This is a genomic window from Collinsella stercoris DSM 13279, assembly GCF_020735465.1.
GTDB lineage: Bacteria > Actinomycetota > Coriobacteriia > Coriobacteriales > Coriobacteriaceae > Collinsella > Collinsella stercoris.
The window spans coordinates 739,927-765,119 of sequence record NZ_CP085935.1; the positions used below are offsets into that span (position 1 = coordinate 739,927).

Sequence of the window (25,193 nt, forward strand, 5' to 3'; positions counted from 1 at the left end):
GCGCTATCCGGGATGACGGACGCCTGCATCGCTCCGCGCGCAGCGGGCCGCCTCGCGCGCACGTGCTCCCTTGCGGAGGACGTCTCGCGCCTCAAATACGTTTCCGGAACGAGGGAGGAGGCCCTCCGCAGGCTCGGGATCGAGCGTGTGGGGGACCTTCTCCTTCACGTTCCCGCGCGCTACCTCGACTTCTCCCGCGCCTATAGCGTCGAGTCCGCGCCGCTCGGCGAGGTGTGCACGATCGTGGGCACCATCGACAGGGTGTCCAATCGCCCCACGTCGAAGCGGGGCATGACCGTCACCGAGGTGTTCCTGGTCGATGCGACGGGCGTGCTCAAGATCGCGTTCTTCAAGCAGCCGTGGATCGCCCGCGAACTCGCCGTCGGCGAGCGGCTCGCCGTGATCGGCAAGGTCGAATTCGCGTACGGGTTCAAGCAGATGGCCGCCCCCCATTACGAGCGGCTCGAGGGCGACGGCGCGTCGGGCACGATCCTGCCCGTCCACCCGGTGCGCGATGGCGTGTCCCAGGCGTGGATGCGCCGCCTCGTCTCGGTCGCGCTCGAGGGGGCGGGGTCCTTCTGCGACCCCGTCCCCGCGCCGCTGCGGTCGCGCCGCAAGCTCATGAGCCTCTCTCGCGCCGTCCGCGCCGTGCAGTTCCCCCGCCTCATGCCGGAGGTCGCATTCGCTCGCAAGCGGCTCGCCTATGACGAGCTGCTGTACCTGCAGCTCGCGCTTCGCCTGCGCAACGACGTCAACCTGCTGGGCGTCACGCCCGTGCGGCACGCGCCGGGCGCGCGCGTCGAGGCCTTGCGCGCGGCGCTTCCCTTCGCGCTCTCGGCGGAGCAGGAGGCCGCCGTCCGCGAGATCTTGGGGGACATGGCGCGCGGCGACCGCGTGATGAATCGCCTGCTCCTCGGAGACGTGGGCACGGGAAAGACCGCGGTCGCATGCTTTGCGTTGGCGGCCGTGGCCGATTCGGGCATGCAGGCGTGCGTGATGGCGCCCACCGGCGTCCTCGCGCAGCAGTACGCGGTCAAGTCCGGGCCCCTGCTGGAGGCCGCCGGCGTCTCGTGGGCCCTGCTGACGGGCGCCACCCCCCATGCGGAGCGCGCCATGCTGCTCGAGCGCCTGGCGAGCGGGGAGATCAGCGTGCTGTTCGGCACGCACGCGGTGCTGGGCGACGACGTCGCGTTCGAGCATCTGAGCCTCGTGGTGATCGACGAGCAGCATCGATTTGGCGTTGGGCAGCGCAACGCCTTGCGCTCAAAGGGCCCGGGGGCCGACCTTTTGGTCATGACGGCCACGCCCATCCCGCGGACGCTCGCGCTGTCCGTGTACGGCGATCTGGACACGAGCGTCATCCGCCATCGCCCCATCGCGGGCGCGGGCGTGACCACGCGCGTGCTCGAGGGGCCCAACCGCGACATCGCGTACGGGGCCGTTCGCGAGGCGCTGGCGCAGGGCCGGCAGGCATATGTGATATGCCCCATGGTGTCGCCGCAGGAGGGCGCCGAGTCCCTGGAGGACGTTCCCGGCCTCGATGTGGACGAGAACGGGCGGGCCCATCAGGCCGTCACGCTGCACGACGTCCAAACGGAGGTCGAGGAGCTCCGCCGCGTCTTTTCCCCGGCGCGCGTCGAGATGCTGCACGGCAAGATGTCGGCCCGGGCCAAAGACGAGGTCATCGACGAATTCCGCGCCGGCCGCATCGATGTGCTCGTGGCGACCACCGTGGTCGAGGTGGGCGTCGACGTCCCCAACGCGACCGTCATGCTCATCGAGAACGGGGAGCGCTTCGGGCTCGCCACGCTTCACCAGCTGCGCGGGCGTGTCGGGCGCGGGTCGCTGCCGGGGACGTGCTTTGTGATCACCGAGGTGCGCTCGAGGCGGGGCAAGCGCACGCCCGCCCTCGAGCGCCTCGAGGCCCTCGCAAAGACCGATGACGGCTTCGAGCTCGCCGAGATGGATTTGAGGTTGCGCCACGAGGGGGAGATCCTCGGGTTGAGGCAGCACGGCGGCGTATCGCTGCGGTTCGTCGACCTCGACGCGGACGTCGATGTGATCGAGCACGCGCATGAGGACGCCGATGAGCTTTTGCGGTACTCACATGATCTGGGCGCCGTGGCGACCCTGCCGTTGCGGCATGAGGTCGTGTCCCGCTACGGCGATGTGTTCAAGGAGGTTAGCGGAGGATGAGAATCGTTGGAGGCGAATGGCGCGGTCGCCCGATCGAGTCCCCTCACGGTCGCGAGGTGAGCAGGCCGACGACTGATCGGGTCCGTGAGGCGATCGCGTCGATGCTGGAGAGCGCCCTTGCCGAGGGCATCGAGGGCGCGCGCGTGCTCGACGCGTTCGCCGGGTCGGGGGCGCTCGGCCTGGAGATGCTGTCGCGCGGCGCGGGGCATGCGACCTTTTTCGACGCCGACCGCGGCGCGTCCGCCCTCGTGAAGCGCAACCTGTCCAAGGTGGGCTGCGCGCCCGAGCGCTTTGCCGTGGCGTGTGCGGACGTGCTGCTCGCCGCCCGGCGGGGCCGCGTGCCGGGAGGGCCGTTCGACGCGGTCCTCATCGACCCGCCCTACGCCTGGGGGACGCGCCCCGCGATCGAGCTCGCCGCGAGCCTGATGGAGCGCCGGCTGCTCGCACCCGGCTCCATCATCCTGTTCGAGCGCACCGCCGCCACGCCCGCCCTCGTTCTCGAGGGGTTTGAGAGCCTCAAGGAAAAACGGTATGGGCAGACGTGCATCGACGTGCTGAGATACACAGTGAGGAACGTATGATTGACGACATTCGCCACGTGTTGGTGCCGGGAACGTTCGACCCCATCACGTACGGCCACATCGACGTGGTGCGGCGCGCGCTGAGGATCTGCCCCAAGGTCACGGTGGCCGTTGCCGAGAGCCTGGGGAAAAACGGCGTGGGCACCACGTTCACCCTCGACGAGCGCGTCGACCTCGCGAGGGAGGCGCTCGCCGGACTCGAGGGGGTCGACGTCAGGCCGTTCACGGGCCTTCTGGTCGATTTCGCCGCCCAGGTGGGCGCCGGCGCCGTCGTCAAGGGGCTGCGCGCGATGACCGACTTTGAGTACGAGCTGCAGCAGGCGGACCTCAACTACCGTCTCGACTCCGGGCTCGAGTCGATTTTTGTCATGAGCTCCCCCGAATACGGGTACCTCTCCAGCTCGGTCGTGCGTCAGATCGCCTCGTTCGGCGGGGACGTGAGCGGCTTCGTTCCCGCGTGCGTCGACCGTGCGCTCAAGGGACGTTTTGCGTAGGCTACCTGCCGCAATCGCTCAAAGATACGTTGTGGTACCATAATCCGTTAGAGTGAAACAGCAGAAAGGAGACCCTCATGCCGGTCGATAACCTCCCGGGTGAGCGCATCGAGAGCCTTGTCGATGAGCTCGAGGGCATCATCGAGGAGGCGCGCCCTCCGTTTGGCAAGAGCGCGCAGCAGAAGATCATCGAGACCGACGTCTTCTTCAACATCCTCGACGAGATTCGCATGAGCTATCCCGAGGAATGGCAGAAGTCCCGCCGCATCCTCAAGGAGCGCGAGGAGCTTCTCGCCAGCGCCGCCGCCCAGGCGGACTCCATCATCGCCGACGCGCAGCAGCAGGCGCTCACCATCGCGTCCGAGCAGGAGATCGTCCGCCTCGCCCAGCAGCAGGCCGACGATATCCGCGACCGCGCCAATCAGTACGAGCGCGAGACCCGGTACGCCGCCGAGGATTACGCCGAGCAGGTCTTCACGCATCTCGAGGAGAACCTCAAGTCGCTCACCGGCACGGTGGCCCGCTGCCGCCAGCAGCTCAACGACAGCGCCGCCCAGAACCAGAATCAGGGCTGGTAAGATGAGCTGCCTTGGTTCGGTCGCGGTCGACTTGTCCGACAAGCTCGAGAATCCCGGCGAGTCGTATCAGCTGAGCGGTCACATCGACGTCGATGGATACGCGGTGGGCGAGAAGGAGCTCACGCTGCCCGAGGGCGCATCCTACGACGTGGTGTTCACGAACGCGGGCGACGGCATCCTGGTCACCGGCATCGTGCGCGCGAGCGTGACGGGGGAGTGCGACCGCTGCCTTGAGCCCGCGGCCTTCGAGGTCGCCGGCGAGATCGAGGAGTACTACCTGTTCGAGGAGCCCGAGGACCCCGAGAGCTACGAGGACGGGTTCGAGCTCATCGGCCCCGATCGCGTGATCGACTTGGGCGACGCGATCTCGGATGCCGTCGTGATGGACACGCCGTTCGTGGTGTTGTGTCAGCCCGACTGCAAGGGCCTGTGCCCTACGTGCGGGGCAAACCTCAACGAGGGCGATTGCGGGTGCGCCGAGGCGGCCGAGCAGGCGTGGGTCGACTCCGACGAGAACCCCTTTGCGGCGCTCAAGGGCCTTAAGCTCGACTGATTCCCCTGTCCGTTTTTTAATGTTTTGTGTATGCGGGTGATTTCTGCTACTATCGTTGCTTGCGCGTAATCGCCGCCAGTTATGAGTTGTAAGGAAGGTCAACATGCCAGTACCTAAGCAAAAAAAGGGTCGCGCCAAGACGCACTCTCGTCGTTCGACGAACATGAAGATCAACGCTGCTTCCCAGTCCACCTGCCCTCGCTGCGGTGCCGTGAAGCTCCCGCACCACGTGTGCGGCAACTGCGGTTTCTACAAGGACCGCGAGGTCATCGTCGTCGAGTAGACTCGACTGGCGGTTACGTTGAGTTCAGTATGGCCGGCTCGGTGAGTCGGCCATTTCTCTATCGAGGGGGTTTACATGGATAAGGTGCGCGTGTGCGTCGACGCGGTTGGCGGCGACGAGCCGGCGGAGGTCGTGCTTGCGGGCATCGAGGCCGCACTCGAGGCCGATGCGGACCTCGAGGTCCTCGTCGCGGGTCCCGAGGAGGTCATCGCCGAGTTCTGCGCGACGCACGAGCGCGCCGAGGCGCTGGTTGCCCCCGAGATCATCACCATGGAGGACGACCCCATCACGGCGGTCATGACGCGGCGCAAGTCCTCGATCGTCCTCGGTTGCCGTGCGGTCAAGAAGGGGCAGGCCGGCGGGTTTTTCTCCGCGGGGTCGACCGGCGCCGTCACCGCGGCCGGCACCGCCTACGTGACCCCGTTCAAGGCCGCCCTCGAAGACAGGCGCACGGCGATCCGTCCCTGCCTGACCAATGCGCTGCCCAATCGCGCGGGAGGGCTGACCGTGCTGTGCGACATGGGCGCCAACCCCGACGTCGAGCCCCTGGATGTGGTGCGTTTCGCGCAGATGGGCGCGGCGTACGCGTCGTGCGTCCTGGGCATCGACCATCCGCGCGTCGGCCTGCTGTCAAACGGCACCGAGGAGCATAAGGGCAGCGCGTTCACCCATGCGTGCTTTCCGCTCATGAGCCAGCTCGTCCCGGGTTTTGCCGGCAACTGCGAGGGCACGGACCTCACGAGCGGGAACTTCGACGTCGTGGTGTGCGACGGTTTCGCCGGCAACATCGCCCTCAAATCCATCGAGGGCGCGGCCAAGCTCATGATGGAGGAGCTCAAGCGCGGGCTGACCTCATCGCTTGCGGGCAAGGTCTCCGCGGTGCTCATGAAGCCGATGCTCCGCCAGCTCAAGCGCAAGCTGTCCGGCGACGCCAAGGGCGGCGCGGTGCTGCTGGGCTTGCGCGGCGTGGTGATGATCGGCCATGGGGCAACGAGCGTCGAGGCCGTGAAGAACGGCACCTTGGCCTGCGCGCAGTGCGTGCGCGAGGGGCTCGTCGATCGCGTGGCCGACGCCATGGGGCTCGACGCGTAGCGCGGGCGTTGCCATCGCCTGCGGGGCGCCCGACGTCCATCGGGGCTTTCCAGCCTGTGCGCACGCGTTCACGACGCGCCGACGCCGCGTGGGCGTTGGCTGAGCGCGCACGCGCGGTGGCGGTCGCCCGCGTAGGCATCGCGCGCTTGGGGTAGAATGACCAACATGTGTGAATGGCCGGCGCGCGTGCGACGGCCCTGTTGAAGGGAGTATCCCCATGACGCTCGATCGCACGGAGATTTTCGACAAGGTCTGCGACATCGCCGCGGATGTGCTCGGCGTGGAGCCCGACGGTCTTTCCGAGGCGACCACCTTTGACGACCTCGACGCCAACTCCCTCGACCGCCTCCAGCTCGTGACCGCCATGGAGGATGAGTTCGATATCGAGATCGACGACGACAAGCTCATGGCCATCAATTCCGTGGCCGAGGCCATCGACGCCATCGAGCAGACCTTGGAGGCATAGCGACCTTGTCCATCCGCGAGAAGCTCGAGCGCGCGCAGGAGATCTGCGGGCGCGCATTCAACGACACCTCGCTGCTCCGCAGCGCCATCACGCACCCCTCCGCCGTCGAGGGCGAGCCCGTTTCCGCCTCCTACGAGCGCCTGGAGTTTTTGGGCGACTCGATCCTGGGGTCGGTCGTCGCGCTCTCCCTGTTCAAGACGTATGGCGATTTTGACGAGGGAAAGCTCACCCGCCTCAAGGTCTCGCTCGTCTCGGGCGCCACGCTCTCCGACGTGGGCCGCGAGCTCGGGATCGACCAGGTGATCATCCTCGGCGCCTCCGAGCAGGGCACCGGGGCCCGCGGCATGCACTCCGCCCTCGAGAACGTCTATGAGGCGCTCGTGGGCGCGCTGTACCTCGATGGGGGTTGGGAGGCTGCCGAGGCGTTCATCATGCGCACGCTCAAGCCGCATCTGGCGACCGAGCGCGCGGAGCATCCGTCCAACCCCAAGAGCTTCTTGCAGGAGTGCGTCCAGTCCGACCATATGGAGGCGCCCTCCTATAAGGTCGTGGGGGAGGAGGGCCCGGCCCACGAGCCCACCTTCACCGCGGTTGCCCTGGTTGGCGGGGTCCGTCGCGGTCGCGGCACCGGTTCGTCCAAGAAGGAGGCCGAGGCGGCGGCGGCGCTCGATGCGCTCGATCGCATGGGGTACACCACGAACGGCGTCATCTTGAAGAAGAAGCTCGGATAGCGAGGCACCGTGTACCTGAAGTCGCTCACCCTCAAGGGATTCAAATCCTTCGCCGACCGCGCGCACATGACGTTCGAGCCGGGGCTCACGGTCATCGTGGGCCCCAACGGTTCGGGCAAATCCAACGTGTCCGACGCCATCCTGTGGGTGCTCGGCGAGCAGAGCGCCAAGCAGCTGCGCGGCCAGGCCATGGAGGACGTGATCTTCTCCGGTTCGTCGGCGCGCAAGCCCGTCGGCGTGGCGGAGGTCACGCTCGTCCTCGACAACTCCGACCACATGCTGCCGGTCGATTTCAACGAGGTCGCCATCACGCGGCGCATGTACCGCTCGGGCGAGAGCGAGTACCTCATCAACTCCAGCCCGTGCCGACTTATGGACATCCAGGACATCCTGCACGACTCCGGCCTGGGCAAGGACACGCACTCCATCATCTCCCAGGGCAAGCTCGACGCCATTTTGCAGAGCCGTCCCGAGGAGCGCCGCAGCCTCATCGAGGAGGCCGCGGGCATCTCCAAGCACAAGCGGCGCAAGGAGCGCGCCCTGCGCAAGATCAAGAGCATGGACGAGCACCTCACGCGGGCCCGCGACATCAACCGCGAGATCTCGCGCCAGCTCAAGCCCCTCGAGCGCCAGGTCGACCGCGCGCGCAAGTACAAGGACCTGTCCTCCCGCGCAAACGAGCTCACGCAGATCCTCGCGGTCGATGAGCTCCGCCAGCTCCAGGCCCAGTGGGTCGACCTCGAGGCCTCCTCGCGCGAGAGCGCGGCCTCGCTCGAGCTCGCGCGCTACCGCCTCTCCGAGAAGGAGCGCGAGCTCGAAAAGCTCCAGGTCATGCTGGAGGAGAAGGGCCTGTTCGTGGGCGACCTGGGCGAGCAGCGCCGGCATATGCAAGACGTCGTGGGACGCATCGGCTCCGACATGCGCCTGCTTGAGGAAAAGGGCCGCAACATGGTCGCCCGCCTCTCCGAGATGCGCGGGACCCTGTCCGGCTCCGAGCATCAGCGCCGCCGCACCGTCGAGGAGCTCTCCGATGTCAACCGCCAGCTCGATGAGGAGCGCGCGGCGGCAACCGTCGCCTCCGATGACGTGGCCGCCCTCGAGCCCGCCTCCGATGAGCTGCATGCGCGCCGCGTCGAACTGGACGAGGCGATCTCAGCCCTCGTCCGCGAGCAGCGGGAGGTGCAGCGGACGGCCGATGCCGCCTCGCTCGACCTCGTCAAGGTCAAGGAGACGCTTTCCAACGCCGAGATCGAGGACGGCATGTACGCGCGGCGCCTCGAGCAGATCGATGAGGAGGCCGACGAGCTGCAGGCGTCCCTCGATTTTCGACGCACGCGCGTCGAGGAGCTGGAGGCCGAGCTCGAGAGTGCGCGCGACCGGCGCGATGAGGCGAAGGGTGCCGTCGATGTGGCGCTCGCCGCCCTCGATGATCTGCGCGACAAGGAGGCGCGGGCGCGCGAGAAGCTCGCGGACGTGCGGTCCGAGCTCTCCGGCCTTCGCAAGGTCGACGCGAGCCTGAGCGACGCCTCGCCGCTGACGGCGCGGGTGGTGAGCAACCACCCCGATGCGATCGCGGCGCGCCTGGGCGACGTGATCGAGGCGCCCGTGGAGCTCGAGGGCCTGGTGGAGCAGCTGCTCGCCGGCGATATCGACGCGCTCGTGTGCATGAGCGGTCCGGCGTTGGCGCGCGCCGCGTCGTTCGCGCTCGAGGCGGGCGACGCCACCGGCGAGGCGCTCCTGCTCGCGCGCGACGTCGACGCCCCCGCCGCGTGCGATGGCGCGCCGGGCTATCGCCTGGTCGAGCGCCTTCAGGTGCGGGACGGGTACGCGCCCGCGGTGGCTGCGCTGTTGGGCCACGTGTACGTGGTGGACACGCTTGACGAGGCGCTTGCGGCGCCCGCCCTTCCCGGCGTCCTCTACGTCACGCCCCAGGGCGCGCGCGTGCGCGACGGCGGCGTGGTGCGCGTGGGCGCCTCGAGCGGCGCCGCGGCCGGATCGCTCGAGCGCAAGCGCCGCATCCGCGAGCTTGAGCGGTTCGAGCCCGAGCTCGTGGCGGTGTTCGACCGGGCCGTCGAGCGCGTCGCCGAGGCTGCCGACGCCATCGAGCAGGCCCGCGCGGCCGAGCGCGACGCGGCGGGCTCCATCTCCCGCCTGGAGGGCGAGCGCTCCTCGCTGCTCTCCGAAGTCGGGCGCATGGAGCACTCGCTGTCCGTCAAGCTCGGTGAGCGCTCAAACCTCGCGCGGCGGCGCGAGGAGGCCGCCGCGGCCGTGCGCGAGGCTCAGCCGCGCGTCGACGAGCTCGAGCAGACCCGAGACGAGGCGCGCGAACGCCTCGATGACCTGGGGCGGCGCATAGCAGAGGCGCAAGACGACCTCGAGCGCGTCCGACGCGATGACGCCGAGGCCGGCTCAAAGCTCGCCGATGCCAAGGTGCGCTTGGCGCGCGCCAACGAGCGCGTCAAGAGCCTCTCGGCCCGCGTGCCCGAGCTCGAGCGCCGGCTCGAGGGGATCGACCGGCGCATTCGCGGCACTGAGCAGTCCGCCCGCTCGCTCGAGGTGCTCCGCCTGCGCGTCGACCCGCTGCACGACCGCTACCAGGCGCTGTCCGAGCGCGCGATGGACTGGGCGGCGCGCCTGCGTGATCGCGCCTCGCTCGAGGAGGCCGATTCGGCCTCGCTCAAACGCACCATCGAGGACGCCAAGGGCGAGGTCGCCCGCGCCAAGGTCGAGGTCGATCTGGCCACCGCCGCCGTCAACGACGCCAAGGTCGCGCGCGGCAAGCTCGAGGTGCAGGTCGAGGCGGCCGTGCGCGCCATCACGGCCGATGGGACCACCGTGCTCGAGGAGGCGCTGCAGCTTCCCGCCCCGGACGACCGCGCGGCCGCCGAGCGGGAGCTCAACAGCCTCGTGCGTCAGATCAACAACCTCGGCCCTGTGAACCAGGTGGCCATGGAGGAGTACGAGACCCTCAAGCAGCGCGCCGATTACATCGCGACGCAGCTGGAGGACCTCGAGAGCGCGCGCAAGGCGCTCACCAAGATCACCGCGGCGATCGACCGCAAGATGCGCACGAGCTTCCTCACGACCTTCGAGAAGGTCGACGAGAACTTCCGCGAGGTCTTCTCCATGCTCTTCCCGGGCGGTCAGGCCCACCTGGAGATGACCGACCCCGAGCACCCGGCCGAGACGGGCATCGAGGTCGTCGCCCAGCCGCGCGGCAAGCGCATCACCAAGATGATGCTCATGAGCGGCGGTGAGAAGAGCCTCACGGCGCTGGCGCTGCTGTTCGCCGTGTATCGCACGCGCACCGTGCCGTTCTACGTGCTCGATGAGGTCGAGGCGGCGCTGGACGATTCCAACCTCTCCAAGCTCATCGGCGCCATCGACTACCTGCGCAAGACGACGCAGCTGCTCGTCATCTCTCACCAGCGCCGCACCATGGAGGACGCCGACGTCCTCTACGGCGTGTCCATGCAGGCCGACGGCGTGAGCCGTGTGGTCAGCCAAAAACTCGATCGCGAAACCGGAAAGGTCGTGAATGCCTAATGGGATTGTTCGATTCGCTTAAGCGCGGGCTCGAGCGCAGCCGCGAGGCCCTGAACGAGGTCTTCTACTTTGGCGGCGAGGTGGACGAGAGCTTTTGGGAGGAGCTCGAGGACACGCTCGTGATGGGGGACATGGGCGGCGAGATCGCCATGCGGGTCACTGACGACCTGCGCGAGACGGCCGCCCGCAAGAACCTCAAGACCGCCGACCAGCTCCGCGCCGCCCTCGCCGAGCGGCTGCGGGAGTTCTTCGTCGAGCCCGAGAGCGACATCTTCGATGACACGCCGAGCTGCGTGCTCTTCGTGGGCATCAACGGCGCCGGCAAGACCACCACGGTGGGAAAGATCGCGAGCGCCGAGGCCGAGGCCCATGCGGGCAAGCGCGTCGTCATCGGCAGCGCCGACACGTTCCGCGCCGCCGCCATCGAGCAGCTGGACGTGTGGGGGCAGCGCGCGGACGTGCCGGTCATCAAGCGCGACCGCGGCAGCGATCCCGCGAGCGTGTGCTACGACGTCCTCGACGAGGCCGACAAGCGCGGCAGCGACCTCGTGCTCATCGACACCGCGGGGCGCCTCCACTCCAGCCCGGAGCTCATGCGCGAGCTCGCCAAGGTCGTCAAGGTCACGCGCAAGCGCGCCGAGTCGTGCGCGGCCGGTCCCATGCCCGTGCACGTGGTGCTGGTGATCGACTCCGCGACCGGCCAGAACGGGCTTGTCCAGGCTGAGGAGTTCAACGATGCGCTCGGTCTTGACGGCATCATCATGACCAAGCTCGACGGCACGGCCAAGGGCGGCATCGCGCTCGCCGTCGCCGAGAAGCTCAAGCTTCCGATCTACCGCATCGGCGTGGGCGAGCAGGTCGAGGACCTGCAGCGCTTCGACGCCGCGGACTTCTGCCGCGCGCTCGTGGGGCTGGACTGAGCTTCACGTCGTCGGCCTCAGATTAGGGACAGGCGCTAATCTGAGGTCCTCATCGCCGTTGTTTTGTCTGACCTCAGATTGGTGCCTGTCCCTAATTTGAGGTTTGTGAATGTTGGGAGTATCCATGGCAGCTTTCGGCTCGCTTTCCGACCGCCTCAACGACACCTTTGACCGCCTGCGCGGCAAGGGCAAGCTCACGGAGGCCGATATCAACGTCGCTATGCGCGAGATCCGCATGGCGCTGCTCGAGGCCGACGTCAACTACCGCGTGGTCAAGGACTTCGTGACGCGCACCAAGGAGCGCTGCCTCACCGCCGAGGTCCTCGAGTCGCTCACGCCGGCGCAAAACGTCGTCAAGATTGTGCTCGACGAGTTGACGGAGCTGCTCGGCGGCACTGAGAGCAAGCTCGTGCTCTCGAGCCGCATCCCCAACGTGATCATGCTCGTGGGCCTGCAGGGCTCCGGTAAGACCACCGCGGCCGTCAAGCTCGCCTACATGCTCAAGAAGCAGGGCAAGAGCCCGCTTCTGGCGGCGTGCGACGTCTACCGTCCCGCCGCCGCCGACCAGCTCGCCACGCTCGGCGGCGAGATCGGCGTTCCCGTTTTTCGCGGCGACGGCGCGCATCCGGTCGAGATCGCCCGCGCGTCCATCCGCGAGGCCGTCGACACCATGCGCGATGTGGTCATCGTCGACACCGCCGGCCGTCTGCAGATCGACGAGGAGATGATGCAGGAGGCCGTCGACATCAAGAAGGCGGTCAAGCCCGATCAGGTCCTCATGGTCGTCGACGCCATGACGGGCCAGGACATCGTCAACGTGGTGTCCACCTTCGCCGAGCGCACCGACTTCGACGGCGTGATCATCTCCAAGCTCGACGGCGATGCCCGCGGCGGTGGCGCGCTCTCCGTGCGCGAGGTCACCGGCAAGCCCATCAAGTTCGTCTCCATGGGAGAGAAGCCCGATTCCCTCGAGGTGTTCAGCCCCGAGCGCATGGCCAAGCGCATCCTCGGCATGGGCGACGTCATCGGCATCATCGAGAAGGCCCAGGAGGCCGCGACCGCCGAGCAGCTCGCCTCCGCCGAGCGCATGCTGCGCGACGGCTTTACCATGGACGATATGCTCGAGCAGATGAAGGCCGTCAAGAAGATGGGCGGCATGAAGGGCATCCTGGGGATGCTGCCCGGTGGCCAGCGCGCGCTCAACCAGATGGGCGGCAACCTCGATGAGGCGGTCTTCGACCGCAACGAGGCCATCATCCTCTCCATGACGGCCGAGGAGCGCCGTCGCCCCTCCATCATCAACGGCCAGCGCCGCGCCCGCATCGCGCGCGGTTGCGGCCTCACGCCCACCGACGTCAACGCCCTCATGAAGCAGTGGGGCGAGATGAACAAGATGATGGGCAAGGTGCGCGCCATGGCCCAGCAGCAGACCGGCGGCAAGAAGGGCAAAAAGGGGAAGAAGGGCAAGAAGATGCGCATGCCCGGCATGGGCGGCATGAACATGAACCAGCTCATGAACCAGATGGGCGGCATGGGCGGTATGTCCGATATGGACAAGCTCATGCAGATGAACGAGCAATTCAAGCGTAAGTAGGTTGCCATGAGCAAGGCCGACAAGCTATTTGTGACCATGTGCCGCGACATCTTGGATCACGGCACCACGACGGAGGGGGAGAAGGTCCGTCCGCGCTGGGAGGACGGCACCCCCGCCTATACCATCAAGAACTTCGGCATCACGAATCGTTACGACCTGCGCGAGGAGTTTCCCGCGCTCACGCTGCGCCGCACGGCGCTCAAGTCCGCCATGGACGAGATCTTGTGGATCTACCAGAAGAAGTCGAACAACATCAACGACCTCAATTCCCATATCTGGGATCAGTGGGCCGACGAGACCGGCTCGATCGGCAAGGCGTACGGCTACCAGATCGCGCAGAAGTCGCACTACAGGGAGGGCGACTTCGACCAGATGGACCGCGTGCTCTACGACCTGACGCACACGCCGTACTCGCGCCGCATCATGACGAACATGTACACGTTCTCCGATCTCTCGGAGATGCACCTGTACCCGTGCGCGTATTCGGTGACGTACAACGTGACCTCCGAGCCCGGCTGCGACAAGCCCGTGCTCAACATGGTGCTCATGCAGCGCAGCCAGGACATCCTCGCCGCGAACAACTGGAACGTGTGCCAGTATGCGATCCTGCTCATGATGGTCGCGCGCCATTGCGACATGATTGCCGGCGAGCTGCTGCACGTGATCGTGGATGCGCATATCTACGACCGTCACGTCGACATCGTGCGCGAGCTCATCGAGCGCCCGCAGTTCCCCGCGCCCAAGGTGTCGCTCAATCCCGAGGTCACGAACTTCTACGATTTCACGACCGACGATCTCATCGTCGAGGACTACAACCACGGCCCGCAGGTCAAGGGCATTCCGATCGCGGTGTAACCTTTATGCGTTGCCTCTGCGCCGCCCCATATCATCCCGTGCTCGAACAGCCCTGCTCGCACGAAGGCCACATGAGGTGGCCTTCGGCTCGTGCGGAACTGCGCGCGGGACGATATGGGGCGGCGCAGAGGCAGCGTGCAGTCGGCACGTGCTTGGTGAAGGAGTGAATATGACCTGTCAATTGAAGGCGATCGTCGCGGTTTGCGACGACTGGGGGATCGGGCGCGATGGGGACATGGTCGTGTCCAATCGCGCCGATATGCGTCATTTCGTGGCGTGTACCAAAGGGCATCCCGTCATCATGGGCCGCAAGACCCTGGAGAGCTTTCCCGGCGGCCGTCCGCTCAAAGACCGCCGCAATATCGTCCTCACGCGGGACGGCTCGTTTGCGCGCGAGGGTTTCGAGGTCGTCCATTCGGTCGATGAGGCGCGTGCCGCGGTCACGGACGAGGAGGTCGCCTGGGTCATCGGTGGGGGAGCCGTGTACGAGCAGTTCCTGCCCTATTGCGTCGAGGCCGAGGTCACGCGCAACCATGTGGTGCACCCCGCAGACACCTTCTTTCCGAACCTCGACGAGGACGCCGCGTGGAAGGCGGCCGAGCGCCAAGGCGAGCGCACGATCGAAGAGGGTCAGGGAGACGCCGGCCTGCGCTATGAGTTCGTCACCTATCGCAAGGTGTCGTCGTAGCTTGTTGGTTGCGTCGGGGCGTCGCGGGGTGGACGGTGCGTGCTTCGCCTTGGTGGTCGCTCTGATTGGTTTTCGGCTTATGTAAGGTTCCCATCGCCAGGGCGCTTGTTCGCCCGTGGCGCTCACCATAGGAAAGGTGCATGATGAATTTCAAGATGGCTCATACGGAGATCCACGTGCTCGATCTTGACGCGTCGCTCAATTTTTACGAGCGGGCGCTCGGCCTTGTGCCCGTCCGCGAGAAAGGACCCGAGGACGGGTCGTGGAAGCTCGTCTTCCTGGGCAATGACTCGTCCGATCATCTTTTGGAGCTCACGTGGAACCGAGGTCGCGTGGAGCCGTACAACCAGGGCGGTCGCGACATCCACCTCGCCTTCGAGGTCGATGACATCGACGCAGCGCATAAGCTCCACGAGTCCATGAGCTGCATCGTGAAGGAGAACCCCTCCATGGGCATCTACTTCATCGAGGACCCGGACGGGTTCTACATCGAGATCGTCCCCGCTCGATAACGATGGGGCATATCGACGTCATTCATGTCGCCAGCCTCGATGATCCCAGGTTGGAGGCCTACACGAAGTTGACCGAGCGCCAGCTTCGATCGGTGCTCGAGCCCGAAAAGGGGATTTTCATCGCGGAAAGCGGAAAAGTTATTGAGCGCGCCGTTGAGGCGGGTCTGGAGCCGGTGAGCTTTTTGCTGGGGGAGCGGTGGCTCGAGCACATGACGCCGTTGTTCGACGTGGTCGCTCGGGAACATCCCGGTTTGGAAGTTCCGGTCTTCGTGGGAGCCATGGAGCTTCTCGAAGAGCTGACTGGCTTTTCCGTTACACGTGGCGCGCTGGCCGCCTTCCGGCGGCCGCCAATGCCCGATGCCCGCGCGTTTCTCGATGGTCTTGTCGATCGTGCCGCCGGACGCCCGGTTCGCGTATGCATTCTCGAGGGCATCGTCGATCACTCCAACGTCGGCGCCATTTTTCGCTCCGCGGCAGCCCTCAACGTTGACGGCATCTTGGCGAGCCCCACGTGCGTCGACCCGCTGTATCGTCGTTCCGCCCGTGTCTCCATGGGAACGGTCTTCCAGGTTCCCTGGACGCGCATTGGCACAGAGGCGAGGACTTGGCCTCGCGACGGCTTGGCGGTTCTGCATGACGCAGGCTTCACGTGCGCCGCGATGGCGCTCTCCGACGACTCGGTTTCACTGGATGACCCTGCGCTCCAGAGCATCGAGCGCCTTGCGGTGTTCATGGGCACCGAGGGCGCAGGTCTGCAGCCAAAGACAATTGCGGGCTGCGACAAGACCATCCGCATTCCCATGGCGCACGGCGTCGACTCCCTGAACGTCGCCGCCGCGAGCGCCGTCGCGTTCTGGCAGCTCTGTCCACATGTGGATAACGGCTATACCTATAAGCCGGGCATGTTCGCATAGCTGCGTCTTGCCTGCGGGTCCTACTCGGGTGGTCCGGGGCCGGCATATTCTCGCAGGGCGTTTTTGTGGAGCGAATCGCAACCGCGCCCGAAGAGATCATGCCGGCCCTGGACCGAGGTGCAGGTCGAGCTATTTTCTTGGCAGATTCCTAGAGTGCGGAGGGGCGCATGGCAAAACGAGCCGCTAACGGGTCAATCGACGTCACGCAGGGCGTGATCTGGCGGCAGCTGCTCGCGCTGTGCGTACCGATCTTCTTCAGCTCTTTCTTCCAGCAGGCCTACGCCCTCATCAACACCTATATCGTCGGTCAGTTCGGTGGAAAGATCGCGCTGGGCGGTATCCAGTCGACGCTCTCGCTCTCCGAGCTCGCCATCGGTTTTTGCGTCGGTCTCGGTGCCGGCTGCGCCGTCATCACCGGGCAGTTCTTTGGGCAGCGCGACGATGAGCGCCTATCCAGGTCCGTGCATACCGCCATGACGCTCGCGCTCGTTGTGGGGGCGCTCATCTCGGTCCTGGGCGTCATGTTTCTACCCGCCATCCTCACCCTCATGGGCACCCCGCGCGAGCTCATGTGGGAGGCCTTGGCGTATTCTCGCTGCTATTTTGGGGCCATGGTGTTCTCGCTCGTGCTCAACATGGGGACGGCGCTGCTCCGTGCCGTCGGCGACACGCGGGCGCCCGCCCTCATCATCGCATCGGGCTGCGTGTTCAATGTCACATTTGATCTCATTTTCGTCGCTGGGTTCAAGATGGAGGCGCTCGGGTGCGGTATCGCCACGGCGCTCACCATCACCATCAATGCCTCGATGGTGATGGTGAGGCTCATGCGTGTCCAAGGCGCGTGGAGGCTCGATCCCCGGCGACTCGGCATCGATCGCTCCATCTGCCGAAGCATGCTCGCAACGGGCCTTCCGCTGGCGGTCCAGTCGTCGTTGTACTCGATCTCCAACATCATCGTGCAGTCGACGGTGAATTCCTTCGGTGCGGATGCGGTGACCGGGTGGGGGCTCGCCGCCCGTTTGGACGGGATCGTCTGGATGGTCACCGAGGCGCTCGGCGTCGCCATGACGACGTTTTCCGCGCAGAACTTCGGAGCGCGCAACTACGAGCGCATGCGGCGCGGATACCACGTCTCGCTCGTCATCACGGTCGGGGTCATCGGGAGCATGGCGCTGTTCCTCCTCGCGTTCGTCGAGCCCCTTGCGCGCTTCTTCATCGACGACTCGGCGGTCGTGTCCTACACCTCCACGATGATTCACTTCATCGCGCCGTTTTACCTGTTCTACTCGATCGTCGACAACACGTCGGGCGCCATTCGCGGGTCCGGCGAGAGCCTGCGCCCCATGCTCCTCACGGTTATCGGTACGGTCGTGTTCCGCGTCGCGTGGCTGCTCGTGGTGGTGCCGTTGCACCACACGCTGCAGACCATGCTGCTGGTCTATCCGGTCACGTGGATCCTGACCGCGGCCCTGTTCGTCGCGTATCATCACTTCGGGCATTGGCTCGCCCATGCCGAGACGCGGCGCGATCGCCTGGAGCTGGACATTTAGCGTGGCTACATGGCTGCTGAGCCGATCTCGCGCCCGCGCCCTCGAGACTCGTGTGGACGGGTGCGGCTCGCGCCCGCGGCAGGGTGTTCGCAATTCCTGCGTTTAGCCGGGGCCTCTCGCGGGTATCCTCTGAGCATTACTGAACGTACGGACGGAGTATCCCCCATGGAGATGGACGACCATAAACGCAGGAGGAACCTTATCCTCTATGTGCTGATCGCTTTTGCGGTCTACCTGGTCTTGAGCAGCGTGCTTTTCCCCAATTTCAAGAACGGCGGGCTCGAGGTCAAAGAGGTGACGTATTCGCAACTGCTCAAGGACCTTGAGAACAAAAAGGTCGATGAGATCAGCTATACCACCGACGACGCGCAGGCGCTCTACACCCTCAAGGGCGAGGAGGACAAGGCGTATCAGACGACGACCATGCCCACCGATGTGGATCTGACCAACCGCATCGAGGAGGCCGGCGCGACCCTCAAGGTCACGATACCCAAGCAAGATTCCGGCATGTGGACGTACCTGTTCATCACGGTGTTCGCGCCCATGCTCATCTTCTTCCTGCTGGGCTGGTGGCTCAACCGTCGCATGAAGAAGGCCATGGGGGACGACAACCCCTCGATGGACTTCTCGGGCGGCGGATTCGGCGGCCTGGGCGGCGGCAACTTGGGCAAGTCCGGCGCGCGCATCGTCGCCTCCAAGGACGTGGGCGTGACCTTTAAGGACGTCGCGGGCCAGGAGGAGGCCAAGGAGTCCCTCAAGGAGGTCGTCGACTTCCTCGAGAAGCCCAAGCGCTATGAGGAGATCGGCGCCAAGCTGCCGCGCGGCGCCCTGCTCGTGGGTCCTCCCGGCACCGGCAAGACGCTGCTCGCCAAGGCGGTCGCCGGCGAGGCGGGCGTTCCGTTCTTCTCCATCTCGGGCTCTGAGTTCGTCGAGATGTTCGTGGGCCGTGGCGCCGCCAAGGTGCGCGACCTGTTCAAGCAGGCCAAGGAAAAGGCCCCCTGCATCGTCTTTATCGACGAGATCGACACCATCGGCAAGAAGCGCGACGGCGGCGGGTTCTCGGGCAACGACGAGCGCGAGCAGACCCTCAACCAGCTGCTCACCGAGATGGACGGCTTCGACAACCAAAAGGGCATCGTGGTGCTCGCAGCCACGAATCGCCCGGACTCCCTCGACGCCGCGCTGTTGCGCCCGGGCCGCTTTGACCGCCGCGTGCCCGTGGAGCTGCCCGACCTCGCGGGACGCAAGGCGATCCTCGAGCTTCATTCCAAGGACGTGAAGACGGAGCCCGGCATCGACCTCACCGCGATCGCCCGCGCCACGCCCGGCGCGTCCGGCGCCGACCTTGCCAACATCATCAACGAGGGCGCGCTGCGCGCGGTGCGCCTGGGACGCACCCGCGCCACGCAGGAGGACTTCGAGGAGAGCGTCGAGGTGGTCATCGCCGGCCAGCAGCGCAAGTCCACGGTTCTGTCCGACCATGAGAAGCAGGTCGTCGCCTACCACGAGATCGGCCACGCCATCGTTGCGGCCCGTCAAAAGGGCTCCGCGCCGGTGACCAAGATCACCATCGTGCCGCGCACGAGCGGTGCGCTCGGCTACACCATGCAGGTCGAGGAGGACGAGCGCTTCCTCACCACCAAGCAGGAGGTCCTGGACAAGCTCGCGGTGTACTGCGGCGGCCGCGCCGCCGAGGAGCTCATCTTCGGCGAGATGACCACCGGTGCCGCCAACGACATCGAGCAGGCGACCAAGCTGGCGCGCAACATGATCACGCGCTTCGGCATGTCCGACGAGTTCGGCATGATGGCGCTCGGCACGGTGCAGAACGCCTACCTCAATCAGGACACGTCGCTCACCTGCGCCCCCGGCACCGCGGAGCGCGTCGACGCGGCGGTTCGCAAGCTTATCTTCGAGGCGCATGACAGCGCGTTGCAGATCTTGCGCGAGAACAAATTCAAGCTGCACGAGCTCGCCCATTACCTCTACAAAAAGGAGACCATCACGGGCGATGAGTTCATGAGCCTGCTCACGCGCGAGAACCCGCTCATGCCCAAACCCACGCAGGAGTAGCGCGATGTCAGGTGCCCAGCGCCTGTCGAGGACCCCGTCGGCGCCAGTCGTTGACGGGGTCCCGGTGTGATGACACCCCCTCCACGCAGAAAGGACCCTATGTTCGAATCGACTTCCGAGCTTCGCTTCGCCGTGCTCATCGATGCCGACAACATCAGCGAGAAGTACGTCAAGGTGGTGCTCGACGAGATCTCCAACGCGGGCGTCGCCACCTACAAGCGCATCTACGGGGACTGGACGAGCCCTCGCTTGGCGAGTTGGAAGAGCTGCCTGCTCGACAACTCGATCATCCCCATGCAGCAGTACAGCTACACCTACGGCAAGAACGCGACCGATTCCGCGATGATCATCGACGCCATGGACATCCTGTACTCGGGGACCGTCGACGGCTTCGCCATCGTGAGCTCCGATTCGGATTTCACCCGGCTGGTCGCCCGTCTGCGCGAGAGCGGCATGGTGGTGATCGGCATGGGCGAGCAGAAGACGCCCAAGCCCTTCATCTCCGCATGCAATCAATTCAAGTACCTCGATCTTCTGTATGCCCAGCAGGTCGAGGCCCCCGAGGAGCCGGCGTCCGCCGCGGCAGACGACGGCGACGAGCAGGCCGGCAGATCATCCCAGCGCAAGCGCCGTCGGCGCCCGGGCGATGCCGGCGGCGTCGCCGCAGAGGCCTGCGCCTGCGATGACCTCGAGGACGACGGCGAGGGGGAGGTCGCCTTTGGCGAGATGAGCCGCGCCGACAAGCGCCGCCACCTGCGCGCCATCCGGTGCGCCATCAACGCTGTCATCGACTCCTTCGCCGACGAGGACGGATGGGTGTCGCTCGGGCAGCTCGGCGATCAGCTCTCAAAGCGCCTGCCCGATTTCGACGTGCGCAATTACGGCTACAAGCGGCTGAGACCCTTCCTCAAATCGCTGGGCGTGTATGAATTCGACGAGCCCACCGGGGAGTCCGGCAAGCGCCAGATCTACCTGCGCGCCCGCGACGCCTAACGGTCGGGTGCCAAGGTGTTGCTCGCGTCGCGATGGAGGCTGGCGGGGTTCGACCGCTTTCGCGCCTGACCGCGCATAGCGCGAACGGGGTATGTGGCCCATGACATGCGCAGGGCTTGTGTAAAAGGGCAACGGCCCACTTTTACGTATCATGCACCGGGTTTCTTGTGTATACTCTCAAACGTTTGTTCAACCTATGTGCCGGCGTACGCGTGCGGCACCTCTAGAAGAGTAAGGAATCTGTCATGGATTACATCCGCGCAATCGAGCGTCAGCAGATCCGCGAGGACATGCCTCGCATCCTCGTCGGCGACAACGTCAAGGTGCACTACCGCATCAAGGAGGGCGACCGCGAGCGCGTCCAGGTGTTCCAGGGCGACGTCATCCGTCTCCAGGGCGCCGGTTCCCGCGAGACCTTCACGGTCCGCAAGGTCTCCTACGGCGTCGGCGTTGAGCGTACCTTCCCGGTTCACTCCCCGAAGATCGCCAAGCTCGAGGTCGTTCGTCACGGTAAGGTCCGTCGCGCCAAGCTCTACTACCTGCGCGACAAGGTGGGCAAGGCTGCCCGCATCCCCGAGAAGCGCTAAGCGCGGCCTCGAGGCTCACAGATCCGTACGGAAGGCGGGCCGCTCGCAAGGGCGGCCCGTTTTTCTTTGAGACGCCGCTTGGGGCGTCTTGCTTGCAGCGCGCCAGAACTTGAAGGGGAGTCGCGTATGGCCAATATGACAAGTTCCGCTTCCGCCGCCCAAGTGGCCGCGGAGCTCGCGAGCGCCTCCTTCGAGGAGATCGACGCGCTCATCGCCCGATACGCGGACGACCCGCGCATGCAGGTCCAGAAGGCCTGCGAACGCGCCCGTCGCCGCATGGACAAGGAGAGGGCCGAGCGCGAGCGCGTCGAGGGCATGTACGAGGCCATGCGCGAGTTGGGAGGCGAGGGCGTCGTCGTGGGCGTCGACGAGGTCGGCAGGGGGTCGGTGGCCGGCCCCCTCACCGTGTGCGCCGTGTGCCTGCCCGATGAGCCGCGCTTGTGGGGGATCAACGACTCCAAGCAGCTTTCTCCCGCTAAGCGCGAGATCCTCGCGGTCCGCATCGCCGAATGCGCCCGCGCGGTCGGCATCTGCCACATTCCGCCGGAGCGCATCGATGAGATCGGCATGGCGCGGGCGCTTCGCGAGGCCGTCGCGGGCGCGGTGGCTGATACCGGCCTGCAGCCCGATTGCGTGCTGATGGACGGCAACCCCTTGGGCGCGGTCCCCCATGAGCGCGATGTGGTGAAGGGCGACGCGACGGTCGCCTGCATCGCAGCCGCGTCGATCGTCGCCAAGGTGACGCGTGACGAGCTGATGGTCGAGTACGATGCGGAATACCCCGGCTACCATCTCGCGCAATCAAAGGGCTACGCGTCCGCCGAGCACATACAAGCCATCAGGGAACGGGGCTTGAGCCCCATCCATCGCGTGAGCTTTTGCGGTAATTTCCTGGAGACCGCGCGCCTTTTCTGACGAGGGCGCCTGCCTTGGCGTCTTGCGACAGGCGCGCTGCCAGCGGGCCTTCTCGCGTGTCAGAAAAGCGCGGAGGATGTGCCCGAGAACGCGGCGACGACGCGCGGTTGTCGTCAGATGCGCCGTGACACACTCCTTTCGTCACCGACGAAGGGAGCATGAGATGGGTGCGGACAAGAACCGGAAACGGGTCGGGGAGATTCTCGACCGAGCCATGGAGGGCGAGCCCGAGCTGCTGGACGCCCGCCATGTGGAGGAGATGCCGCCCAAGGTCCTCGGCGCACTGGGGGAGGAGCTCGCCGCTCGATACCTGGAGAGCCGTGGGTACGAGATCGTCGAGAGGAACTACCGCTGCTGCGAGGGGGAGGCCGATCTCGTCGTGTACGACCCCTCATCGGAGGAGGTCGTTCTCGTCGAGGTGAAGGCCAGGAGGGGCCACGAGGCGGACTGCTATCCCGAGGAGGCCGTGAGTCGCTCCAAGCGGAGGCGGTATCGCAGGATCGCCCATCAGTTCATCGCCGACCACTATCCGTGCCCCTCGATCCGATTCGATGTCATAGCCGTGTCCTTCGACACGGTGAGCGTAGGGGAGATACGCCACCTGTACGGCGCGTTCGACTGGGAGGCAGGTCAGTGAGCGCGCGGTGCGCCACGTTCGCCGTCCATGCGGCGTGCCTGAGGGGCGTGGAGGCCTTCGGGGTGACCGTCGAGGTCTCCGCCTCGGGAACCATACCGAGCCTGACCATCGTCGGCATGGCCGACGCCGCGGTCATGGAGGCGCGCAGCCGCATACGGTGCGCATTGCGATCGAGCGGGTTCGATGTCCCGCGCTGCGCGCTTACCGTGAGCCTTGCGCCGGGAGACATCCGCAAAACCGGGTCGGGCCTCGACTTGCCGATCGCCGTGGCGATCCTCGCGCTCACCGGGCAAATTCCCGTCAACGGGCTCGATGGCTGCCTGTTCGTCGGCGAGCTCGCGCTGGACGGCGGCATCTGCTCGGTTCGCGGCGAGGTCGCCTATCAGCTGCTCGCGCGCGAGCAGGGGTTGGCCTACATCGGCGGTGCCACCGATGGGCATGTGTCTATTCAGGGAACGGACGCATGGCGCCTCGACGACCTCGCGCGCCTTAAGGATGGAATCGAGCAGGCGAGGCGGCCCTATCGCGCGCCCGCGCCCCGCCCCGCGCCGGAGTTGATGCTTGATTTCTCAGACGTCTGCGGACAGGAGATCGCGAAGCGGGGCATCGCGGTCGCGGCGACCGGCGAGTTGGGCCTCATGATGATCGGCGCCCCGGGCTCGGGCAAGACGATGCTCGCCAAGCGCATGACGGGGATATTGCCCGCCATCGAGGACCGTGAGCTCCAGGAGGCCCTGTGTGTCCATTCCGTCGCCGGCGAGCCCGTTGACGGGCTCTTGCGCGGGACGCGCCCCTTTCGAAGCCCGCATCACAGCATCTCCGCCGCGGGCCTCGTGGGAGGGGGCCGACCGGTGAGGCCCGGGGAGATCAGCCTGGCGCACGGTGGGGTGCTGTACCTCGATGAGCTCGGCGAGTTTCCCTCAAACACGCTGCAGATGCTCCGGCAGCCGCTCGAGGATGGGTCGGTCCGCATCGTGCGCGTCGACGGCGCCTACCTTTTGCCCGCGCGTTTCCAGCTGGTGGCGGCGAGCAACCCGTGCCCCTGCGGGTATCTGGGCGATCGCGACGTCGCCTGTCGCTGCTCGGATGCGGCCATCGAGCGATATCAAGCCAAGCTCGGTGGCCCCCTCGCGGATCGCATCGATATCGTGCTGCATATCGCGCGCCCCGATCCCAGCCTCATCATCGAGGGTGCGGAGGGGCTCTCGACCAAAGAGCTTGCCGACATGGTCCGTCGGGGGCGTGCGTTCAGGGCGTCTCGCGAGCGGGCGCGGGGCGGGCCGGCGCAAGGGAGCCTCTCGCTCGAGTCCTCGCTGGCCCCCGCACTCATCGATAGCGAGGCGCGCGAGGTCATGCTCGAAATCGCGAAGCGCACCAACCTGACGGGTCGCGGCATCGCGCGGCTGGCGAGAATCGCCCGCGCCATCGCGGATTTGGAGGAGGCCGATCGGGTGGACGTCGCGCACGTTCTGGAGGCGTCGCAACTGCAAGGGAGGCGAGATGTCGGAGGCGGCTATGGACAGGTTTGAGATCAGGCTCGGCGAGGAGGGCTACCCTGAGAGCGTGGCGGAGCTGCCCGATCCCCCGAGCGTCCTATACGGGAGGGGCGACCCCTCGGCGCTCTCGACGCCGGCGCTATCCGTCATCGGGTCGCGTCGCGCCTCCCCCTACGGTATCGCGGTCGCGGAGCTCACCGGGCGCATAGCCGCCGAGTCGGGCGTCACCGTCGTCTCCGGAGGCGCGCGCGGGTGCGATCAGGCCGCCGGCAGGGCGGCGCTCGATGCGGGCGGCAGGCACGTCGTGGTTCTCGGAACGGGAGCCGACGTCGTGTACCCCGCCACCTCCAGAACGCTTATCGACCGCGCGATCGACGCGTCGGGATGCGCGCTCTCGATCGAGCCCTGGGGGACGCCGCCGCAAAAATGGGCGTTTCCCAAGAGGAATCGCGTCATTGCCGCTCTGTCGAGGGCGACGCTGGTGGCCGAGGCGGGGATGCCTTCGGGGACGTTCTCCACGGCGGAGACTGCCAACGCGCTGGGGCGCGAGGTCCTCGCCGCGCCCGGCTCGATCTTCTCGCCCGAGTCGCGGGGGTCGAACTATCTCATCGCCAACGGGGCGTGCTGCATCGCCGACGACGAGTCCCTCGAGGTGGCGATCTCGAGGATCTACGGAACGTTGCGCTTTTGCCGGGGCGGGGCTCCCGGCCTTTCGGGGCTCGACGGCGCCGAGCGCAAGGCCATGGACATGCTCGTCGCGAACCCCCTGCGTCCCGAGGAGCTGGCCGCGCACTTGCGACTCGACGCCATCGCGTGCCTCACGATGTTGAGCTCCCTTGAGGTGGCGGGTATGGTGACGAGGCTCTCCGATGGGCGGGTTTCGCCGTCCAAGTCGGCTCTTCACGCGCTATCTCGCTTGGGGCACAATAGGTGAGTTAG

24 protein-coding genes are annotated in these 25,193 nt (G+C 66.4%); all 24 read left to right on the plus strand.

The genetic code is table 11. The features are described from left to right. Positions 1 to 12: 12 nt before the first annotated feature. Complete coding sequence (locus LK434_RS03115) at positions 13 to 2,196, plus strand: ATP-dependent DNA helicase RecG (protein ID WP_227917830.1); 2,184 nt, start codon at positions 13 to 15, stop codon at positions 2,194 to 2,196. Further along, positions 2,193 to 2,777, plus strand: coding sequence for a 16S rRNA (guanine(966)-N(2))-methyltransferase RsmD (gene rsmD, locus LK434_RS03120; protein WP_227917831.1), 585 nt, complete (start codon positions 2,193 to 2,195; stop codon positions 2,775 to 2,777). Before LK434_RS03115 ends, rsmD begins: the two co-directional genes overlap by 4 nt. After that, positions 2,774 to 3,271, plus strand: a complete 498-nt coding sequence (coaD, locus tag LK434_RS03125) for a pantetheine-phosphate adenylyltransferase (protein ID WP_006721273.1) — start codon at positions 2,774 to 2,776, stop codon at positions 3,269 to 3,271. The genes rsmD and coaD overlap by 4 nt, the downstream gene beginning before the upstream one ends. 77 nt (positions 3,272 to 3,348) lie before the next feature. Continuing rightward, positions 3,349 to 3,849, plus strand: a complete 501-nt coding sequence (locus tag LK434_RS03130) for an ATP synthase subunit B family protein (RefSeq protein ID WP_006721272.1) — start codon at positions 3,349 to 3,351, stop codon at positions 3,847 to 3,849. A gap of 1 nt (position 3,850) precedes the next feature. Then, entirely contained in the window at positions 3,851 to 4,402 is a 552-nt protein-coding gene (locus LK434_RS03135; RefSeq protein WP_006721271.1) for a YceD family protein, read from the plus strand. A 103-nt stretch (positions 4,403 to 4,505) separates the two neighbouring features. Then, positions 4,506 to 4,685, plus strand: coding sequence for a 50S ribosomal protein L32 (gene rpmF / locus LK434_RS03140; protein WP_039910269.1), 180 nt, complete (start codon positions 4,506 to 4,508; stop codon positions 4,683 to 4,685). Positions 4,686 to 4,760: 75 nt separating this feature from the next. Next, the gene (gene plsX / locus LK434_RS03145; RefSeq protein ID WP_006721269.1) at positions 4,761 to 5,777 is read left to right on the plus strand and encodes a phosphate acyltransferase PlsX; all 1,017 of its coding nucleotides are present in this window, start codon (positions 4,761 to 4,763) and stop codon (positions 5,775 to 5,777) included. A gap of 217 nt (positions 5,778 to 5,994) precedes the next feature. After that, positions 5,995 to 6,243, plus strand: a complete 249-nt coding sequence (locus LK434_RS03150) for an acyl carrier protein (protein WP_006721268.1) — start codon at positions 5,995 to 5,997, stop codon at positions 6,241 to 6,243. A gap of 5 nt (positions 6,244 to 6,248) precedes the next feature. Then, a complete protein-coding gene (rnc, locus tag LK434_RS03155) occupies positions 6,249 to 6,974 on the plus strand; it encodes a ribonuclease III (RefSeq protein WP_006721267.1) in 726 nt (241 codons plus the stop codon). A gap of 9 nt (positions 6,975 to 6,983) precedes the next feature. Further along, complete coding sequence (gene smc, locus LK434_RS03160) at positions 6,984 to 10,520, plus strand: chromosome segregation protein SMC (protein ID WP_227917832.1); 3,537 nt, start codon at positions 6,984 to 6,986, stop codon at positions 10,518 to 10,520. Beyond that, the gene (ftsY, locus tag LK434_RS03165) at positions 10,520 to 11,440 is read left to right on the plus strand and encodes a signal recognition particle-docking protein FtsY (protein WP_006721264.1); all 921 of its coding nucleotides are present in this window, start codon (positions 10,520 to 10,522) and stop codon (positions 11,438 to 11,440) included. The genes smc and ftsY overlap by 1 nt, the downstream gene beginning before the upstream one ends. Positions 11,441 to 11,564: 124 nt before the next feature. Beyond that, a complete protein-coding gene (gene ffh / locus LK434_RS03170; RefSeq protein ID WP_040361239.1) occupies positions 11,565 to 13,034 on the plus strand; it encodes a signal recognition particle protein in 1,470 nt (489 codons plus the stop codon). Between the two features lie 6 nt (positions 13,035 to 13,040). Next, on the plus strand, positions 13,041 to 13,889 hold the full coding sequence (gene thyA / locus LK434_RS03175; protein WP_006721261.1) for a thymidylate synthase: 849 nt from the start codon (positions 13,041 to 13,043) through the stop codon (positions 13,887 to 13,889). Positions 13,890 to 14,058: 169 nt separating this feature from the next. Then, a complete protein-coding gene (locus LK434_RS03180) occupies positions 14,059 to 14,577 on the plus strand; it encodes a dihydrofolate reductase (RefSeq protein ID WP_006721259.1) in 519 nt (172 codons plus the stop codon). Between the two features lie 140 nt (positions 14,578 to 14,717). Then, a complete protein-coding gene (locus LK434_RS03185) occupies positions 14,718 to 15,089 on the plus strand; it encodes a VOC family protein (protein WP_006721258.1) in 372 nt (123 codons plus the stop codon). Positions 15,090 to 15,091: 2 nt separating this feature from the next. Continuing rightward, positions 15,092 to 16,003 carry a TrmH family RNA methyltransferase gene (locus LK434_RS03190; RefSeq protein ID WP_006721257.1) on the plus strand — a complete coding sequence of 304 codons (912 nt, stop codon included), beginning with the start codon at positions 15,092 to 15,094 and terminating at the stop codon, positions 16,001 to 16,003. Between the two features lie 167 nt (positions 16,004 to 16,170). Beyond that, complete coding sequence (locus LK434_RS03195) at positions 16,171 to 17,553, plus strand: MATE family efflux transporter (RefSeq protein ID WP_006721256.1); 1,383 nt, start codon at positions 16,171 to 16,173, stop codon at positions 17,551 to 17,553. Positions 17,554 to 17,718: 165 nt separating this feature from the next. Then, entirely contained in the window at positions 17,719 to 19,626 is a 1,908-nt protein-coding gene (gene ftsH / locus LK434_RS03200) for an ATP-dependent zinc metalloprotease FtsH (protein WP_006721255.1), read from the plus strand. Between the two features lie 99 nt (positions 19,627 to 19,725). Further along, the gene (locus tag LK434_RS03205) at positions 19,726 to 20,619 is read left to right on the plus strand and encodes an NYN domain-containing protein (RefSeq protein ID WP_227917833.1); all 894 of its coding nucleotides are present in this window, start codon (positions 19,726 to 19,728) and stop codon (positions 20,617 to 20,619) included. 245 nt (positions 20,620 to 20,864) lie between these two features. Next, the gene (rplS, locus tag LK434_RS03210) at positions 20,865 to 21,206 is read left to right on the plus strand and encodes a 50S ribosomal protein L19 (protein WP_006721252.1); all 342 of its coding nucleotides are present in this window, start codon (positions 20,865 to 20,867) and stop codon (positions 21,204 to 21,206) included. A 126-nt stretch (positions 21,207 to 21,332) separates the two neighbouring features. Further along, positions 21,333 to 22,121: a ribonuclease HII gene (locus LK434_RS03215; protein WP_006721251.1), complete on the plus strand. Its 789-nt coding sequence runs from the start codon at positions 21,333 to 21,335 to the stop codon at positions 22,119 to 22,121. Positions 22,122 to 22,284: 163 nt separating this feature from the next. Further along, positions 22,285 to 22,758, plus strand: a complete 474-nt coding sequence (locus tag LK434_RS03220; RefSeq protein WP_006721250.1) for a YraN family protein — start codon at positions 22,285 to 22,287, stop codon at positions 22,756 to 22,758. Next, positions 22,755 to 24,287, plus strand: a complete 1,533-nt coding sequence (locus LK434_RS03225; protein ID WP_006721249.1) for a YifB family Mg chelatase-like AAA ATPase — start codon at positions 22,755 to 22,757, stop codon at positions 24,285 to 24,287. Before LK434_RS03220 ends, LK434_RS03225 begins: the two co-directional genes overlap by 4 nt. Next, on the plus strand, positions 24,274 to 25,188 hold the full coding sequence (locus tag LK434_RS03230; protein ID WP_227917834.1) for a DNA-processing protein DprA: 915 nt from the start codon (positions 24,274 to 24,276) through the stop codon (positions 25,186 to 25,188). Before LK434_RS03225 ends, LK434_RS03230 begins: the two co-directional genes overlap by 14 nt. Positions 25,189 to 25,193: the final 5 nt, after the last annotated feature.

Excerpts from the sequence above, each read along its gene's own strand:
- LK434_RS03195 (WP_006721256.1), top strand. The coding sequence starts at position 16,171 with ATGGCAAAACGAGCCGCTAACGGGTCAATCGACGTCACGCAGGGCGTG.
- LK434_RS03135 (WP_006721271.1), top strand. The coding sequence starts at position 3,851 with ATGAGCTGCCTTGGTTCGGTCGCGGTCGACTTGTCCGACAAGCTCGAG.
- LK434_RS03180 (WP_006721259.1), top strand. The coding sequence starts at position 14,059 with ATGACCTGTCAATTGAAGGCGATCGTCGCGGTTTGCGACGACTGGGGG.
- LK434_RS03215 (WP_006721251.1), top strand. The coding sequence starts at position 21,333 with ATGGCCAATATGACAAGTTCCGCTTCCGCCGCCCAAGTGGCCGCGGAG.
- coaD (WP_006721273.1), top strand. The coding sequence starts at position 2,774 with ATGATTGACGACATTCGCCACGTGTTGGTGCCGGGAACGTTCGACCCC.
- LK434_RS03205 (WP_227917833.1), top strand. The coding sequence starts at position 19,726 with ATGTTCGAATCGACTTCCGAGCTTCGCTTCGCCGTGCTCATCGATGCC.
- ftsH (WP_006721255.1), top strand. The coding sequence starts at position 17,719 with ATGGAGATGGACGACCATAAACGCAGGAGGAACCTTATCCTCTATGTG.
- rplS (WP_006721252.1), top strand. The coding sequence starts at position 20,865 with ATGGATTACATCCGCGCAATCGAGCGTCAGCAGATCCGCGAGGACATG.
- ffh (WP_040361239.1), top strand. The coding sequence starts at position 11,565 with ATGGCAGCTTTCGGCTCGCTTTCCGACCGCCTCAACGACACCTTTGAC.
- rsmD (WP_227917831.1), top strand. The coding sequence starts at position 2,193 with ATGAGAATCGTTGGAGGCGAATGGCGCGGTCGCCCGATCGAGTCCCCT.
- LK434_RS03185 (WP_006721258.1), top strand. The coding sequence starts at position 14,718 with ATGATGAATTTCAAGATGGCTCATACGGAGATCCACGTGCTCGATCTT.
- LK434_RS03150 (WP_006721268.1), top strand. The coding sequence starts at position 5,995 with ATGACGCTCGATCGCACGGAGATTTTCGACAAGGTCTGCGACATCGCC.
- ftsY (WP_006721264.1), top strand. The coding sequence starts at position 10,520 with ATGGGATTGTTCGATTCGCTTAAGCGCGGGCTCGAGCGCAGCCGCGAG.
- LK434_RS03115 (WP_227917830.1), top strand. The coding sequence starts at position 13 with ATGACGGACGCCTGCATCGCTCCGCGCGCAGCGGGCCGCCTCGCGCGC.
- LK434_RS03190 (WP_006721257.1), top strand. The coding sequence starts at position 15,092 with ATGGGGCATATCGACGTCATTCATGTCGCCAGCCTCGATGATCCCAGG.
- plsX (WP_006721269.1), top strand. The coding sequence starts at position 4,761 with ATGGATAAGGTGCGCGTGTGCGTCGACGCGGTTGGCGGCGACGAGCCG.
- rpmF (WP_039910269.1), top strand. The coding sequence starts at position 4,506 with ATGCCAGTACCTAAGCAAAAAAAGGGTCGCGCCAAGACGCACTCTCGT.
- LK434_RS03220 (WP_006721250.1), top strand. The coding sequence starts at position 22,285 with ATGGGTGCGGACAAGAACCGGAAACGGGTCGGGGAGATTCTCGACCGA.
- LK434_RS03230 (WP_227917834.1), top strand. The coding sequence starts at position 24,274 with ATGGACAGGTTTGAGATCAGGCTCGGCGAGGAGGGCTACCCTGAGAGC.
- LK434_RS03130 (WP_006721272.1), top strand. The coding sequence starts at position 3,349 with ATGCCGGTCGATAACCTCCCGGGTGAGCGCATCGAGAGCCTTGTCGAT.
- thyA (WP_006721261.1), top strand. The coding sequence starts at position 13,041 with ATGAGCAAGGCCGACAAGCTATTTGTGACCATGTGCCGCGACATCTTG.